Raw genomic sequence first — 15,149 nt, forward strand, 5'->3', positions numbered from 1 at the left:
CGCCTCAGCCGATCACGCGGCCGTTCACGATCACCCGCCGCGGCGCCGCGAGCACGCGCACGTCCGCCCGCGGATCCTCCGCGTAGACGACGAGGTCCGCGGGCGCGCCCTCCTCCAGGGAGGGGCGCCCGAGCCACTCCCGCGCGCCCCAGGCGGTCGCCGAGAGGGCGTCGAGCGGCGGGATGCCGGCCTTGACCAGTTCCTCGACCTCGGCCGCGACGAGCCCGTGGGCCAGGGAGCCGCCCGCGTCCGTGCCGACGAAGACCGGCACGCCCGCGTCGTACGCCGCGCGGACCGTGTCGTACCGGCGCTCGTACAGCCGTCGCATGTGCGCCGACCAGCGCGGGAACTTCTTCTCGCCGCCCTCCGCGAGCCTGGGGAACGTGGCGATGTTGACGAGCGTGGGGACGATCGCGACGCCCCGCTCGGCGAAGAGCGGGATCGTCTCCTCGGTCAGTCCCGTGGCGTGCTCGATGCAGTCGATGCCCGCCTCCACCAGGTCCCGCAGCGAGTCCTCCGCGAAGCAGTGCGCGGTGACGCGCGCGCCCAGCCGGTGGGCCTCGGCGATCGCCGCCTCGACCTCGGCCCGGGGCCAGCAGGCACCCAGGTCGCCCGACTCCCTGTCGAGCCAGTCGCCGACGAGCTTGACCCAGCCGTCGCCGCGCCGGGCCTCCTGTCCGACGTACGCCACCAGTTCCGGGGGCTCGATCTCATGGGCGTAGTTGCGGATGTAGCGGCGGGTCCGGGCGATGTGGCGGCCCGCGCGGATGATCTTCGGCAGGTCCTCGCGCGCGTCGATCCAGCGGGTGTCGGACGGCGAACCCGCGTCGCGGATCAGGAGCGTGCCCGCGTCCCGGTCGGTCAGCGCCTGCTTCTCGCTCGTGGCGTCGTCGACCGGGCCGTGCTGGTCCAGGCCGACATGGCAGTGCGCGTCGACGAGGCCCGGCAGGGCCCAGCCCTCCACGGTCAGGGCGTCGCCGGAGGGCCGGGTGTACGTGATCCGCCCGTCGACCGCCCAGAGCTCGTCCCGTACGTCCTCCGGGCCGACGAGCACCCGCCCCTTCACATGCAGCACCACGTGATCGCTCATGTCAGCACTCTACGAGGGGCGGGTGACCCGTCACACGGCGGTCGACCGCCGGTCGCCGCGCGCGAGCGGCCCGTACCCTGAACCGAAGCTCCACCCTGGCCCCACCTGCTCGAACTGATCCGAAGAAGGCACCACCGTGACCGTGACACACCCGCTTCTGGACCTGGCCCCGCTGACCGCCGCCCACTTCGCGTCCATCGAGCGGCGGGTCGCCGCGCTGCTCTCGACCGAGCAGGACGTGGTGATCACCCAGGGCGAGGCGCTGCTGCCCCTGGAGGGGTGCATCCGCAGCGGAGCGCGGCCCGGCTCGACCGCGCTGAACATCGTCACGGGGCCCTACGGCCAGACCTTCGGGGACTGGCTGCGGGACTGCGGTGCCACGGTCGTGGACCTCGCGGTGCCGTTCCACACGGCGGTGACGGCCGCGCAGGTGGAGCAGGCGCTGGCCGAGCACCCGGAGATCGACTTCGTGTCGCTGGTGCACGCGGAGGCGGCGACCGGCAACACCAACCCGGTCGCCGAGATCGGTGAGGTCGTACGGGCGCACGGCGCGCTGTTCTACCTGGACGCGGTGGCGTCGATCGGCGCGGAGCCGGTGCTGCCGGACGCGTGGGGTGTCGACATGTGCATCATCGGCGCGCAGAAGGCGATGGGCGGTCCTGCGGGCGTCTCGGCGGTCTCCGTCAGCGAGCGCGCGTGGGAGCGCTTCGCCGCCAACCCGCGGGCGCCGCGCCGTTCGTACCTCTCGCTCCTGGACTGGAAGGAGCGCTGGATCGACGGCGGCCGCAAGGCGCTGCTGCACGCTCCGGCGCAGTTGGAGATGCTGGCCCTGGAGGCGTGCGTGGAGCGGATCGAGGCCGAGGGCCTGGACGCGCTGATGGCTCGTCACGCCGCCGCGGCGGCGGCGACCCGGGCGGGCACGCTGGCCCTGGGCGGCGGTCTGCGGCCGTACGTCCACGAGGCCCGCGAGGCGGCCCCGGTCGCGACGACGCTGCGTACCCCGGCGGGCGTGGACGCCTCGGAGCTGGTCGCGAAGGCGCTGGCGGCCGACCCGTCGCTGCCGCTGATCGCGGGCGGAGGGGCGCTGTCGAAGGAGATGATCCGGGTCAACCACTACGGCGTGGACGCGACTCCGGGCGTGGTCCGGTCCTCGCTGGCGGCCCTGGGCGCCGCGCTCGGCGAGGCGGGCCACCCGGTGGACCTGGAGGGCGCCCGCCGCGCGGTGACGGAGGCGTGGGCCTAGAGCCTTCGACGTACGCGGGTGACGGGCGGGGCCGGCGGCCCCGCCCGTTTCGTATGCCCACACCCGTGCGGCCTCCGCCGAAGATTCCCGTGATCCCTGATCCCGTGAATTCCAGGGAAATACCGACGTGCATTCTTCGCGCGAATTACCCGGACACCTTCCGCACTTCTTCTGCCCCCGATTTGCGACCCTAAACGCCAAGATTTCATCAGCATTCATCTCGCGGTGCGATCTTGTGACGGACTCCACATCGCGCCCTTTTTGCCCGGACATATCCGGGCAGAACGGTAGCGATTCGCGCTCGCGCGAATAACACATCGAGCGTCTTCGTCACACCCCACCGCCACATGCAATTCAAGAAATTGCTCGGTAAATTCCCCCGGCATGACCGCAGCACAAGCAGCCATGACTCTGGAAAGCCCACGCGTGGAGGACGGAGCCGCGATGTGGCGCATCGCCCGCGACTCCGAGGTACTGGACCTGAACTCCCCGTACAGCTATCTGCTGTGGAGCCGCGACTTCGCCGCCACCTCGCTGGTCGCGCGCGCCGCCGACGGCGAGCCGGTCGCCTTCGTGACCGGCTACATGCGCCCGGACCGCCCGGGCACCCTCGTCGTCTGGCAGATCGCCGTCGACGCGGAGTACCGCGGGCGAGGTCTTGCCGGGGTGCTTCTCGACGCGCTCACCGCGCGGGTCGCCCCCGAGGCCCTCGAGACGACCGTCACCCCCGACAACACGGCCTCCGGCCGGCTCTTCGCCGCCTACGCCGCACGGCACGGGCTCCCTCTGGAGCGCGAAGTCCTCTTCGACGGGGACCTCTTCCCCGACGCGTCCGGCGCCGCCCATCTGCCCGAAGTTCTGCACCGCATCGGCCCTTTCCACTCCACGGGAGCATCGCTGTGACCATCACCCCGCCCGAACTGAGCGTCTTCGAGACCCTGGAGTCGGAGGTCCGCAGCTACTGCCGCGGCTGGCCCACCGTCTTCGACCGCGCGCAGGGCGCCCGCCTCACCGACGAGGACGGGCACGAGTACCTCGACTTCTTCGCCGGCGCCGGTTCGCTCAACTACGGCCACAACAATCCCGTACTGAAACGGGCGCTGATCGACTATCTGGAGCGCGACGGGATCACCCACGGTCTCGACATGGCGACCACCGCCAAACGCACGTTCCTGGAGACCTTCCACGACGTCGTCCTGAAGCCGCGCTCCCTGCCGTACAAGGTGATGTTCCCGGGGCCGACCGGCACCAACGCGGTGGAAGCCGCGCTGAAGCTGGCGCGGAAGGTGAAGGGCCGCGAGTCGGTGGTCTCCTTCACCAACGCCTTCCACGGCATGTCCCTGGGCTCGCTCGCCGTGACCGGCAACGCCTTCAAGCGCGCCGGGGCCGGCATCCCGCTGGTGCACGGCACGCCGATGCCGTTCGACCACTACCTCGACGGCCAGGTCCCGGACTTCCTCTGGTTCGAGCGGCTCCTTGAGGACCAGGGCTCCGGCCTGAACAAGCCGGCCGCCGTGATCGTGGAGACGGTCCAGGGCGAGGGCGGCATCAATGTCGCCCGCAACGAATGGCTGCGCGCGCTCGCCGACCTGTGCCGCCGCCAGGACATGCTGCTGATCGTCGACGACATCCAGATGGGCTGCGGCCGCACCGGCGCCTTCTTCTCCTTCGAGGAGGCCGGCATCACCCCGGACATCGTCACGCTGTCGAAGTCGATCAGCGGGTACGGGCTGCCCATGTCGCTGTGCCTGTTCCGGCCGGAGCTGGACGTGTGGGAGCCGGGCGAGCACAACGGCACCTTCCGCGGCAACAACCCGGCCTTCGTCACCGCGGCCGCCGCCCTCGACGCGTACTGGGCCGACGGCCAGATGGAGAAGCAGACCCTGGGCCGCGGCGAGCAGGTCGAGCAGGCGCTCCTCGCCCTCTGCGAGGAGAACTCCGCCGACGGCGCGCACTACCGCGGCCGGGGCCTGGTCTGGGGCCTGGAGTTCGCCGACCGGTCGCGGGCGTCGAAGGTCTGCGCGCGCGCCTTCGAGCTGGGGCTGCTCCTCGAGACCTCGGGCCCGGAGAGCCAGGTCGTCAAACTCCTCCCGCCGCTGACCATCACCCCGGAGGAGCTGGACGAGGGGCTGCGCACGCTGTCCCGTGCGGTCCGCGAGACCGTCTGAACCACCCGTAGACGAAGGGAAATCGAGTCACCGTGATCGTCCGATCGTTCAAGGACATCGAGAACACCGAACGCCATGTGCGGTCCGCCTCCGGCACCTGGGAGAGCAAGCGGATCGTCCTCGCCAAGGAGCGCGTCGGCTTCTCCCTCCACGAGACCGTGCTGTACGCGGGCACCGAGACGTCCATGTGGTACGCGAACCACATCGAGGCCGTCCTGTGCGTCGAGGGCGAGGCGGAGCTGACGAACGACGAGACCGGCGAGACGCACTGGATCGAGCCGGGCACGATGTACCTGCTCGACGGTCACGAGCGGCACACCCTGCGGCCGAAGACCGACTTCCGCTGCGTCTGCGTCTTCAACCCCCCGGTCACCGGCCGGGAGGACCACGACGAGAACGGGGTGTATCCCCTGCTGACGGAGGAGGGCTGACATGACCGACGTACTGACGGATCTGTATCCCACGCGGGGCACCGACGAGGTGCTCACGCCCCGCCGCGACCCGGTGGTGTGGAGCGACGCCCCGGGCCTGGAGACGTTCGACCGTGACGGCTTCCTGGCGGAGCCCGATCTGCTGACCGACGACGAGGTCGCGGTGTACAAGCGGGAGCTCGACCGGCTGATCGCCGATCCGGCCGTACGGTCCGACCCGCGCGCGATCGTCGAGTCGAAGTCCGCGTCCGTACGGTCGGTCTTCGAGGTCCACCGGATCAGCGAGGTCTTCGCCCGGCTCGTGCGCGACGAGCGGGTGGTGGGCCGGGCCCGCGAGATCCTCGGCTCGGACGTGTACGTCCACCAGTCGCGGATCAACGTGAAGCCGGGCTTCGGCGCCTCCGGTTTCTACTGGCACTCGGACTTCGAGACATGGCACGCGGAGGACGGGCTGCCGCGCATGCGGACCGTGTCGGTGTCGATCGCGCTGACCGAGAACCACGACACCAACGGCGGCCTGATGATCATGCCGGGCTCGCACCGGACGTTCCTCGGCTGCGCGGGGGCCACCCCGAAGGACAACTACAAGCGCTCGTTGCAGATGCAGGACGCGGGTACGCCGTCGGACGAGGCGCTGACCTCGCTCGCGGACGCGCACGGCATCCGGCTCTTCACGGGCCGCGCGGGTTCGGCAACCTGGTTCGACTGCAACGCGATGCACGGTTCGGGCGACAACATCACGCCGTATCCGCGGAGCAACGTCTTCATCGTCTTCAACAGCGTGGAGAACACGGCGGTGGAGCCGTTCGCGGCGCCGGTGCGGCGGCCGGAGTTCATCGGGGCGCGGGACTTCACTCCCGTACGGTGACGGGCGCGCCCCGGGAGACGCTCCCCGGGAGGGCGGACGCCCCCGGGCGCCAGGCGGTGGCCTGGCGCCCGGGGGCGTCCGCCCTCCCGGCGGGTCAGCTCAGCACCTCCAGGGCGCGGTCCACGTCGGCCGAGCCGTTGTACAGGTGGAAGGAGGCGCGCAGGTTGCCCGCGCGGGCGGACATCAGGATGCCGGCTTCCCGGAGCGCCTCCTGCCGGTCGCCGAGGCCGGGGACCGCGACCACGCCGGAGACGTCCGCGACGGGCACATGCCCCAGAGCGGTGAGCCCGGCCCGGAAACGGGCGGCGAGCGCCGTGTTGTGGGCCTCGATCCGCTCGATGCCGATCTCTTCGAGCAGCGCCAGGGAGCGCGCGGCACCGTGGTACGAGAGGAAGGCCGCCGGCTCGTCGAACCGCCGCGCGGAACGGGCCAGTTCACGCACCGGGCCGTAGCTGTTGACCCACAGCTCCTCACCCGCGACCCAGCCCGCGTGGATCGGCAGGAGGGTGTCCTGCGCCTCCTCCGTGACCGTGAGGAAGGACGCCCCGCGCGGGCAGAGCAGGAACTTGTAGCCGCCTGCCACGGTGTAGTCCCACTCCCCCGCCCTCAGCGGCAGCCAGCCCGCCGACTGGGTGGCGTCGAGCAGCGTACGGGCGCCGTGGGCGGCCGCCGCGGCCCGTACCGCCGTGAAGTCGGCGGTCCGGCCGTCCGCGGACTGCACGGCGGAGAAGGCCACGAGCGCGGTCTCGGGCCGGACGGACTCCGCGAGCCGCTCCAGCGGCACGAACCGCGTCTTGAGGTCGCCGCGCACGGTGAAGGGGTTGATGACGGAGCTGAAGTCGCCCTCGGGGAAGAGGATCTCGGCCCCGGCCGGCATCGACTGCGCGATCATCCCCACGTGCACGGAGACCGAGCTGCCGACGGCGACCCGGTCGGGGCGGACGCCGGCCAGCCGGGCGAAGCGGGCCCGCGCCTCGTCGACGATGTCGAAGCTCCCGGCCCCGTCGGGGCGGCCGGCCGCGGTCTCCTCGGCGAGGAGGGTGATCGCCTCGATGGTCCTCCGGGGCAGCAGCCCGCAGGCGGAGGTGTTCAGATACGTCTGCTTCGGCGCGAACTCGGCGCCGCCGAGGGGGTCCATGGCATCCATGGCTCCAGCCTGGGCTCCCCCCGGCCCCGCGTCAACGACGCATGATCAAGGGGAAGCCCGGGCCCCGGGCGGGACGCTCAGACCTCACAGGCGCCGTCGGCGTCGCACGCCGCCGCGTCCCCGCCGACCGGCTGCGGCGCCCGGCCCTGCCACGCCTGCTCCAGCGCCTGCGTGAAGACCTCGGCGGGCTGGCCTCCGGAGATGCCGTAGCGGCGGTCGAGGACGAAGAACGGCACACCGTTGGCGCCGAGTTCGGCGGCCTCGCGCTCGTCCGCCCGTACCGCCTCGGCGTACGCGTTCCCGTCGGCGAGGACGGACCGGACCTCGGCCTCGTCCAGGCCGGCCTCGACACCGAGCCGCACCAGGGTCTCGGCGTCGAAGACGGAGCGCTCCTCGGCGAAGTTGGCGCGGTAGGTGAGGTCGAGCAGCTCGTTCTGGCGGCCGCGGTCCTTGGCCAGGTGGAGCAGGCGGTGGATGTCGAAGGTGTTGCCGTGGTCGCGGCCCTCGGTGCGGTAACCGAGTCCCTCGGAGTGCGCGTTGGATGCGACGTGGGCCTCCATGGCACGGGCCTCGTCCAGCGTCCGGCCGTACTTCTTCGCCAGCATGTCGATCACGGGAGCCGTGTCGCCCTTGGGCCGGTTCGGGTCGAGCTCGAAGGAGCGGTGCACCACCTCGATCTCGTCGCGGTGGGCGAAGGCCGCGAGCCCCTTCTCGAAGCGGGCCTTGCCGATGTAGCACCAGGGGCAGGCGATGTCGCTCCAGATCTCGACGCGCATGTTCTCTGCTTCTCTCCGGGGTCGCGGGGGGCGTGATGTCTACCGTGGCCGCAACGCGCGGGGGTGCCCGATTCATTCCGTGCCGGAGGGCAAAAAAGAAAGGCAAAGGAGCGTCCGCGTCCCTTGCCACTCTTAACTTATAGCGCACCGGGGGGCTTGCCGCAAGGCCCCCGTCGTGCCGCAGAATCACGTCCTCACCCCCAGAACCCGCGGACATCGGAGATCCACCACGTGCCTGTGAACGACCTGCCCACCAGTGCGTTCGACCTCCCCGACCGTCTCTCCGCCAAGTGCGACCCGGCCCTGATCGGCGGTGACGAGCAGCACTTCGCGGCCATCGCGAAGAGCCTCGATCAGACCGTCGTCGACCTGTCCGACCGGCTGGACGCCGAGCGCAGGGCGCCCGGTGGCGTCGGCCGGGAGGCGATGGAGCGCGACATGGAGATCCACCGGCTGACCGGTCGGCTGCGCACCCTGCGCCGCTTCGGTCTGGACCTGTGCCTCGGACACATCGTCCGCGCGGACGACCCCGAGCCGGTGTACATCGGACGGCTCGGGCTCACCGACAGCACGGGCCGTCGGCTGCTGCTCGACTGGCGCTCCCCCGCGGCCGAGCCGTTCTTCGCGGCGACCCACGCCCGGCCGATGGGTCTGGCGAGCCGCCGCAGGTACCGCTGGACCGGCGGCCGGATCAGCGACTACTGGGACGAGGTGTTCACCGCCGACGGTCTGGAGCGGCACGCCGCGCTCGACGACCAGTCCGCCTTCATCGCGAGCCTGGGCAGCAACCGCTCGGCCCGGATGCGCGACGTCCTCTCCACCATCCAGGCCGACCAGGACGCCATCATCCGGGCGGGTTCCCGCGGCGCGCTCGTCGTCGACGGCGGCCCGGGTACGGGAAAGACCGTCGTCGCCCTGCACCGCTCCGCCTATCTCCTCCACTCCGACCCCCGCCTCGGTCACCGTCGGGGCGGCGTGCTCTTCGTCGGTCCGCACCGGCCGTACCTCGACTACGTCGCCGACGTGCTCCCGAGCCTCGGGGAGGAGGGCGTGCAGACCTGCGTCCTGCGGGACCTGGTCGCCGAGGGAGCGAAGGCAGCTCCCGAGACCGACCCGGAGGTGGCCCGGCTGAAGTCCTCCGTGGCCATGGTGAGGGCGATCGAGAAGGCCGTCGCGTTCTACGAGACGCCGCCCACCGAGGGGATGACGGTCACGACACCCTGGACCGACGTGTACCTGAGCGCCGGCGACTGGGCCGAGGCGTTCGAGGCGGCGGAGCCGGGCACCCCGCACAACGAGGCGCGCGAGCAGATCCGGGAGGAGCTGTTCACGATCGTGCGCGACCAGCATGACGAGGACGTCCCCGAGGACCAGCTCCGGAGGGCGCTGCTGCACGACGAGGAGCTGAACGGGGCCCTGAACGGCGCGTGGCCGCTGCTCGAAGCGGCCGACCTCGTCGGGGACCTGTGGTCGGTACCCGCGTACCTGCGGATGTGCGCGCCCTGGCTGAGCCCCGAGGAGGTGCGGAAGCTGCGGCGCGCGGACGCCCAGGCGTGGACGGTCTCCGACCTGCCGCTCCTGGACGCGGCCCGGCAGCGGCTCGGCGACCCGGAGGATTCCCTGCGCCGGCGGCGGCGCGAGGCCTCCGTCGCGGCCGAGCGCGCGCGGATGGCCGACGTCATCGACAACGTGCTCGCGGCGGACGCCGACGGTGAGGGCGCGGTGACGATGCTGCGCGGGCGGGACCTGCAGGACAGCCTGATCGACGAGAGCGCGCTGCCGGGCGCCGAGCCGGACCTGCTCGCCGGACCGTTCGCGCACATCGTGGTGGACGAGGCGCAGGAGCTGACCGACGCGGAGTGGCAGATGCTGCTGCTGCGCTGTCCGTCCCGGAGCTTCACCATCGTCGGGGACCGCGCGCAGGCCAGGCACGGGTTCACGGAGTCGTGGCGGGAGCGGCTGGAGCGGATCGGGCTCGACCGGATCGAGATGGCCGCCCTGAGCATCAACTACCGCACGCCGGAGGAGGTCATGACGGAGGCCGAGCCGGTCATCCGGGCCGTGCTCCCGGACGCCAATGTGCCGAGCTCGGTGCGCAGCAGCGGCGTCCCCGTCGTCCACGGGTCCGTCGCGGACCTGGACGCGATCCTCCAGGACTGGCTCGCCGAGCACGGCGACGGGACCGCCTGCGTGATCGGGACCGGCGGCATCGGCGCAGGCTCGGAGTGGGAGACGGACCGCGTCCGGTCGCTGTCGCCGGAGCTGTCGAAGGGGCTCGAGTTCGACCTGGTCGTCCTCGTCGACCCGGAGTCGTTCGGCGAGGGGATCGAAGGAGCGGTCGACCGCTATGTGGCGATGACCCGGGCGACGCAGCGGCTCGTCGTCCTCACGAGCTCCTGACCTCGGCCGGGACAGCGGGACCGCCGCCCCTGCGGTACCGTCCCGGCGCCATTCCGTACTCCCGTTTGAACGCCTTGGCGAAGGCGAACTCCGAGGTGTAGCCCGTCCGTTGGGCCACGGCGCGCAGGGGTGCGTCGTCCGCGCGGAGCAGCCGTCCCGCCGTGGTCATGCGCCACCACGTCAGGTACGCCAGGGGCGGCCTGCCCACCAGCGTGGTGAAACGGCGGGCGAAGGCCGCGCGGGAGAGGCCGCCCTCCGCGCCGAGTTCCTCCACGGTCCACGCCCTGGCCGGCTCCGCGTGGATCGCGCGGAGGGCCGCGGTGACGGCAGGGTCGCTCAGGGCCGCGGACCAGCCTGTGGTGCGGTCGGGGCGCTCGGTCAGCCACCAGGTGCGCAGCATCAGGACGAGCAGGGTGTCGAGCAGGGCGGGCACCAGCGCGTCGGATCCCGGCTGGGGGTCGGCGAGTTCGGCGCCGAGCAGGTCGACCGCGGCGCGCAGCCGGGGGTGGGCGCCGGCCCGGGCGGGGATGTGCACGTACGGCGGCAGCTCGGTGAAGAGGGGATGGGCCCGGGCCCTGCTCACCTGGTACGCGCCGCACACCAGCAGGGTCTCGTCCGCGCGGGCGGGTGCGCGGGCGGGCGGGGTGGGCCACGATCCGTCGGCGGCCCGCACGGCGTCGACGAGCGGGGCGTCGGGGTGGGCGGCGATCCCGTGACCGGTGCCGTGCGCGAGCAGCACCACGTCCCCGGGGCGCAGTTCGACGGGCTCTCCGCCGTCAGGCGGGATGAGCCAGGCCGTGCCCTGGACCAGACCGTGGAATCCGGCTCCCTTGCCCGGCGGGAAGCGGAAGCCCCACGAGCCGGAGTTGACGGTCCGGGAGGAGTGCGGTCGTCCGGTGCGCATCGCCGTGACGGCATCGCTCAGTACGTCCATGGCCGCACCGTACCGCGAGACGCCCGGACATGGGCGGGAGGTCCTGGGACATGGAACGTCTCGGGGCGGCTGCCTACGGTCGAGGCATGACGAATCGACAGATGACACGTGCGGTGCTGTTCCACGAGCTCGGCGGGCCGGAGGTGCTGACCGTGGAGGAGGTTCCGCTCCCCGCCCCCGGCCCCGGCGAGGTGCTCTTCCGGGTCGAGGCGATCGGTCTCAACCGGGCCGAGGCCCTGTTCCGCGCGGGGACGTACTACTACCGGGCCACGCTCCCCGGCTCCCGGCTCGGCTACGAGGCGGCGGGGGTGGTCGAGGCGGTCGGCGCGGGCGTGACCGCGTACGCCGTCGGGGATCCGGTGATGGCGGCCGCCAACTTCGACTTCGGGGTGCACGGGGTGTACGCGGAACGCGTGGTGCTGCCGGAGGAGTACGTGGTGCCCCGGCCCGAGGGGGTGGACGCGACGACCGCGGCCGCCTCGTGGCTGACGTACTCGACCGCGTACGGCGGCATGGTGGAGGCGGGCGGGCTGCGGCCCGGCGATCCCGTGGTGATCACCGGGGCGTCCAGCGGCGTGGGGACGGCCGCGATCCAGGTGGCCCTGCGGGTCGGCGCGGTGCCGATCGCCACGACGCGCCGTGAGGAGAAGCGGCGGCGGCTGCTCGACCTGGGTGCGGCGCGGGTGGTCGTCACCGATGACGAGGACCTGGTCAAGGAGGTGAAGCGGTTCACCGGTGGCCGGGGCGCGCGGGTCGCCTTCGACGCCGTGGGCGGGCCGGGGTTCGCGGAGCTCGGCGACGCCCTGGAGACCGGGGGCACGGCGGTGCTGTACGGCTGGCTGGACCACCGTCCGGCGGCCGTGCCGATGAACTGGCCGCTGACCGTGCGCGGTTACGCCAACGGCGCGGTGGTGCGTACGGCGGAGGGGCAGCGGCGGATGGCCGGGTTCATCGGTTCCGGTCTGCGGGACGGCTCGCTGGCGCCGGTGATCGCCGAGACCTTCGAGGGTCTGGAGCGGATCACCGACGCCCACCGGTTGATGGAGTCGAACACGCACACGGGGAAGATCGTGGTGCGCGTCTGAACGGGCCGGGTCAGCGGCGCGGCAGCCCCAGCGGGTTGTCGTCCCGGAGCTCCGGCGGGAGCAGGTGCTCGGGCGTCGACTGGTAGGTGACCGGGCGCAGCCAGCGCTCGATCGAGGTCGCGCCGACCGAGGTGGAGGTGGAGGTGGTGGCCGGGTAGGGCCCGCCGTGGTGCTGGGCGCCGGCCACCGCCACGCCGGTCGGCCAGCCGTTGACGAGTACGCGGCCTGCCAGCGGGGTGAGTTCGGCGAGCAGGGAGGCCGCGTCGGGGTCCTCCTCCGCCATCTGCAGGGTGGCGGTGAGGTTGCCGGGGAGGCGGGAGAGGACCGCGCTGATCTCCTCCCGGGAGTCGTAGCGGGCAACGACGGTCACCGGGCCGAAACACTCCTCCAGGAGCGCGTCGTGGTCGCCTTCGAGCAGGGCGCCGGCGTCGACGGTGAGGAAGCCCGCGTTGACGGTGTGCGGTCCGCCGGGCCCGGGCTTGACGGGTGCGGTGACACCGGGGAGTCCGGCGCGCTCGGCGGTGCCGGTGAGGAACGAGCCCAGCATCCGGTGGTCGAGCATCACGCCGGGCTCGCTCTCGCTGACGGCGTCCGTCACAGCGGACACGAAGCGGTCGCCCGCCTCGCCCGTGGGTGCCAGCACGAAGCCGGGCTTGGTGCAGAACTGGCCCTGGCCCAGGGTCATGGAGGCCGCGAGCCCCGCCCCGATCTCGGCGGCCCGCTCCTCGGCGGCCGCTTCGGTGATCACGACCGGGTTGAGGGAGCCGAGCTCCCCGTGGAAGGGGATGGGGACGGGGCGGGCCGCCGCCGCGTCGAAGAGCGCCCGCCCGCCCCGGATGGAGCCGGTGAAGCCGGCCGCCGCGATCAGCGGGTGCCGGACGAGCTGGACGCCGGCGTCGAAGCCGTGGATCAGGACGACCACGTCCTCGGGCAGCCCGACCTTGGCCGCGGCGCGGCGCAGCAGGGAGGCGCAGAGTTCGGACGTCGCCGGGTGGTCGGGGTGGGCCTTGATCACGACGGGGCAGCCGGCCGCGAGCGCGCTGGCGGTGTCTCCGCCGGGGACGGAGAAGGCGAGCGGGAAGTTGCTGGCCGCGTAGACGGCGACGACGCCGAGCGGGATCTTCCAGCGGCGCAGGTCGGGCCGGGGCGGGGTGGTCGTGGGGTCGGGCAGGTCGATCCGGATGTCGAGGAAGGAGCCCTCGTCGACCACGTCCGCGAAGGACCGCAACTGGGCGGTGGTGCGCGCGAGTTCACCGGTCAGCCGGACCGGCCCGAGGGCGGTCTCGGCGTCGGCCGCCTCGACGACGTGCTCACCGGCCTCGTCGAGAAGGTCCGCCGCGGTACGGAGCAGGGCGGCCCGTACCGTACGGTCGGCGAGCGCCTCACGGGTGGCGGCCGCGGCGCGGACGGCGCGGTCGACCTCCTCGGCTGTGGCCTCCACCGCAACCTGTTCCCGCGGCTTCCCCGTCCGGGGGTCCACACTCCACACTGGTTCCGCTGCCACGGCCACGCCCCTCTTCACGCTCTGTTCGCTATTCTGAACAGGGTTCCTGTAGATGAACGGGACTCTATTGACGGGCGTGCCCTCTCCACAAGAGGCACCGACGAGAGGGGCGAGGGCGATGTCGACTGCCGACACGGGCGGGGCCCAGGTCAAGTCCGCTGTACGCACGGTGGAACTGCTCGAGTACTTCGCCGGGCGCCCCGGGATGCACTCGCTCGCCGCCGTCCAGGAGGCCGTGGGCTACCCCAAGTCCAGTCTGTACATGCTGCTGCGCACCCTGGTCGAGCTGGGCTGGGTGGAGACGGACGCGACGGGCACGCGGTACGGCATCGGGGTGCGGGCCCTGCTGGTCGGCACCTCGTACATCGACGGCGACGAGGTCGTGGCCGCCGCCCGGCCCACCCTGGACCGGCTCTCCGACGACACCACCGAGACCATCCACCTGGCGCGGCTCGACGGGACCAACGTGGTCTATCTGGCGACGCGTCAGTCGCAGCACTATCTGCGGCCGTTCACCCGTGTCGGCCGCCGGCTGCCCGCCCACTCGACCTCGCTCGGCAAGGCCCTGCTGGCCACCCACAGCGACGAGCAGGTCCGTAAGCTGCTCCCGGAGACGCTGCCGGCGCTGACCGAGCACACCCTCACCGACCGCGAGAAGCTCATCGAGGAGCTGCACCTCATCCGCGAGCAGGGCTACGCGGTGGACCGCGAGGAGAACACCCTCGGGTTGCGCTGTTTCGGCATCGCGATCCCGTACCGGACCCCGGCGCGGGACGCTATCAGCTGCTCGGTGCCGGTGGCCCGGCTCACCCCGGGACACGAGCAGATGATCAAGGACGCCCTCTTCGACGCGCGCGACCGGCTGACGCTGGCGACGCGTCGCCTCTGATCACGCCCGGTCGGCGAGCGCCTTCTGCCACACCGGGCTGTCGACGTAGTGGTTGTCGTACGTCTCCGAGGACTCCTTGATCTCCTCGAAGCTCGCCTCACCCCGCATCACGCGGCCGAGCAGCCGCAGGTAGTCGAAGCGGGCCATGCCCGGGGTGAAGGTGAACAGGACGTCGGCCTCGGCGCCCGGCGCCGCGGCGAAGGCGTGCGGGGTGTGCGGCGGCACGAGCAGGAAGTCGCCCTGCTCCAGGACGGTCAGCTCCTCGCCGAGCAGCACCTGGAGCGAGCCGCCGATCACGTAGAACATCTCCGACGCCTTCGTGTGGAAGTGCGCCGGGGCGCCGACGGCACCCTTCGCGAAGGTCGAGCGGTAGCTGGTGAGCTGCCCGCCGGTGGTGTCGGAGTCGGCGAGGAGCGTCATCACGCTGCTCGGGTCGGCGGTGGTCTCGGCGGTGGCGGCGCGGGTGAGGAGCGGGGCGAAGGGCTGCGTCGTGTTCATGAAGATCACTTTAGGGGACCCGGTGACCGGGCGAGGGGTGCATTTCCCCTCCAAGAACATGGGTCAATTCGGGGAGGTGGAGGGCCTCCTCCCCCGTGCGGCGGAGGGGGTTCGTC

14 protein-coding genes are annotated in these 15,149 nt (G+C 72.1%); 8 read left to right on the plus strand and 6 right to left on the minus strand.

What is annotated here, in order from left to right:
- Positions 1-4: 4 nt before the first annotated feature.
- Positions 5-1,090 carry an amidohydrolase family protein gene (locus tag ACFYV5_RS25075; protein WP_355111452.1) on the minus strand — a complete coding sequence of 362 codons (1,086 nt, stop codon included), beginning with the start codon at positions 1,088-1,090 and terminating at the stop codon, positions 5-7.
- Positions 1,091-1,232: 142 nt separating this feature from the next.
- On the opposite strand from ACFYV5_RS25075, the gene ACFYV5_RS25080 reads away from it, so the two are divergent.
- From ACFYV5_RS25080 to thpD, 5 genes are all read left to right on the plus strand, one after another.
- The gene (locus ACFYV5_RS25080; RefSeq protein ID WP_355111591.1) at positions 1,233-2,333 is read left to right on the plus strand and encodes an aminotransferase class V-fold PLP-dependent enzyme; all 1,101 of its coding nucleotides are present in this window, start codon (positions 1,233-1,235) and stop codon (positions 2,331-2,333) included.
- A gap of 384 nt (positions 2,334-2,717) precedes the next feature.
- Positions 2,718-3,236, plus strand: a complete 519-nt coding sequence (gene ectA, locus ACFYV5_RS25085; RefSeq protein WP_355111450.1) for a diaminobutyrate acetyltransferase — start codon at positions 2,718-2,720, stop codon at positions 3,234-3,236.
- Positions 3,233-4,501 carry a diaminobutyrate--2-oxoglutarate transaminase gene (gene ectB, locus ACFYV5_RS25090; protein WP_355111448.1) on the plus strand — a complete coding sequence of 423 codons (1,269 nt, stop codon included), beginning with the start codon at positions 3,233-3,235 and terminating at the stop codon, positions 4,499-4,501. Before ectA ends, ectB begins: the two co-directional genes overlap by 4 nt.
- A gap of 32 nt (positions 4,502-4,533) precedes the next feature.
- A complete protein-coding gene (locus tag ACFYV5_RS25095) occupies positions 4,534-4,932 on the plus strand; it encodes an ectoine synthase (protein WP_355111447.1) in 399 nt (132 codons plus the stop codon).
- A gap of 1 nt (position 4,933) precedes the next feature.
- On the plus strand, positions 4,934-5,800 hold the full coding sequence (thpD, locus tag ACFYV5_RS25100) for an ectoine hydroxylase (RefSeq protein ID WP_389172107.1): 867 nt from the start codon (positions 4,934-4,936) through the stop codon (positions 5,798-5,800).
- A gap of 94 nt (positions 5,801-5,894) precedes the next feature.
- Here thpD and ACFYV5_RS25105 read toward each other — a convergent pair whose 3' ends face one another.
- Positions 5,895-6,947, minus strand: a complete 1,053-nt coding sequence (locus ACFYV5_RS25105; RefSeq protein ID WP_355111443.1) for an aminotransferase class V-fold PLP-dependent enzyme — start codon at positions 6,945-6,947, stop codon at positions 5,895-5,897.
- Positions 6,948-7,024: 77 nt separating this feature from the next.
- Positions 7,025-7,723 carry a DsbA family oxidoreductase gene (locus ACFYV5_RS25110; protein ID WP_389172109.1) on the minus strand — a complete coding sequence of 233 codons (699 nt, stop codon included), beginning with the start codon at positions 7,721-7,723 and terminating at the stop codon, positions 7,025-7,027.
- 237 nt (positions 7,724-7,960) lie between these two features.
- Between ACFYV5_RS25110 and helR the strand changes: the two genes are divergently transcribed.
- Positions 7,961-10,123 carry an RNA polymerase recycling motor ATPase HelR gene (gene helR, locus ACFYV5_RS25115; protein WP_389172573.1) on the plus strand — a complete coding sequence of 721 codons (2,163 nt, stop codon included), beginning with the start codon at positions 7,961-7,963 and terminating at the stop codon, positions 10,121-10,123.
- On the opposite strand, the gene ACFYV5_RS25120 is transcribed toward helR, so the two are convergent.
- Positions 10,110-11,057, minus strand: a complete 948-nt coding sequence (locus ACFYV5_RS25120) for an AraC family transcriptional regulator (RefSeq protein ID WP_389172111.1) — start codon at positions 11,055-11,057, stop codon at positions 10,110-10,112. The genes helR and ACFYV5_RS25120 overlap by 14 nt on opposite strands.
- Before the next feature lie 86 nt (positions 11,058-11,143).
- On the opposite strand from ACFYV5_RS25120, the gene ACFYV5_RS25125 reads away from it, so the two are divergent.
- The gene (locus ACFYV5_RS25125; protein WP_389172113.1) at positions 11,144-12,142 is read left to right on the plus strand and encodes a zinc-dependent alcohol dehydrogenase family protein; all 999 of its coding nucleotides are present in this window, start codon (positions 11,144-11,146) and stop codon (positions 12,140-12,142) included.
- 10 nt (positions 12,143-12,152) lie between these two features.
- On the opposite strand, the gene ACFYV5_RS25130 is transcribed toward ACFYV5_RS25125, so the two are convergent.
- Positions 12,153-13,631 (minus strand): aldehyde dehydrogenase (NADP(+)), encoded by a 1,479-nt coding sequence (locus ACFYV5_RS25130; RefSeq protein WP_355111588.1) that lies wholly within the window; start codon positions 13,629-13,631, stop codon positions 12,153-12,155.
- Between the two features lie 133 nt (positions 13,632-13,764).
- Between ACFYV5_RS25130 and ACFYV5_RS25135 the strand changes: the two genes are divergently transcribed.
- A complete protein-coding gene (locus ACFYV5_RS25135; protein ID WP_215072285.1) occupies positions 13,765-14,535 on the plus strand; it encodes an IclR family transcriptional regulator in 771 nt (256 codons plus the stop codon).
- Here ACFYV5_RS25135 and ACFYV5_RS25140 read toward each other — a convergent pair whose 3' ends face one another.
- On the minus strand, positions 14,536-15,033 hold the full coding sequence (locus ACFYV5_RS25140; protein WP_355111436.1) for a cupin domain-containing protein: 498 nt from the start codon (positions 15,031-15,033) through the stop codon (positions 14,536-14,538).
- Positions 15,034-15,149 lie beyond the last annotated feature (116 nt).

Origin of the sequence: Streptomyces sp. NPDC003035, assembly GCF_042888285.1 — a bacterium.
GTDB lineage: Bacteria > Actinomycetota > Actinomycetes > Streptomycetales > Streptomycetaceae > Streptomyces.

Coding starts and splice junctions, on each gene's coding strand:
- ACFYV5_RS25075 (WP_355111452.1), bottom strand. CDS start 1,090: ATGAGCGATCACGTGGTGCTGCATGTGAAGGGGCGGGTGCTCGTCGGC.
- ectA (WP_355111450.1), top strand. CDS start 2,718: ATGACCGCAGCACAAGCAGCCATGACTCTGGAAAGCCCACGCGTGGAG.
- thpD (WP_389172107.1), top strand. CDS start 4,934: ATGACCGACGTACTGACGGATCTGTATCCCACGCGGGGCACCGACGAG.
- ACFYV5_RS25105 (WP_355111443.1), bottom strand. CDS start 6,947: ATGGATGCCATGGACCCCCTCGGCGGCGCCGAGTTCGCGCCGAAGCAG.
- ACFYV5_RS25110 (WP_389172109.1), bottom strand. CDS start 7,723: ATGCGCGTCGAGATCTGGAGCGACATCGCCTGCCCCTGGTGCTACATC.
- ACFYV5_RS25120 (WP_389172111.1), bottom strand. CDS start 11,057: ATGGACGTACTGAGCGATGCCGTCACGGCGATGCGCACCGGACGACCG.
- ACFYV5_RS25125 (WP_389172113.1), top strand. CDS start 11,144: ATGACGAATCGACAGATGACACGTGCGGTGCTGTTCCACGAGCTCGGC.
- ACFYV5_RS25135 (WP_215072285.1), top strand. CDS start 13,765: ATGTCGACTGCCGACACGGGCGGGGCCCAGGTCAAGTCCGCTGTACGC.
- ACFYV5_RS25140 (WP_355111436.1), bottom strand. CDS start 15,033: ATGAACACGACGCAGCCCTTCGCCCCGCTCCTCACCCGCGCCGCCACC.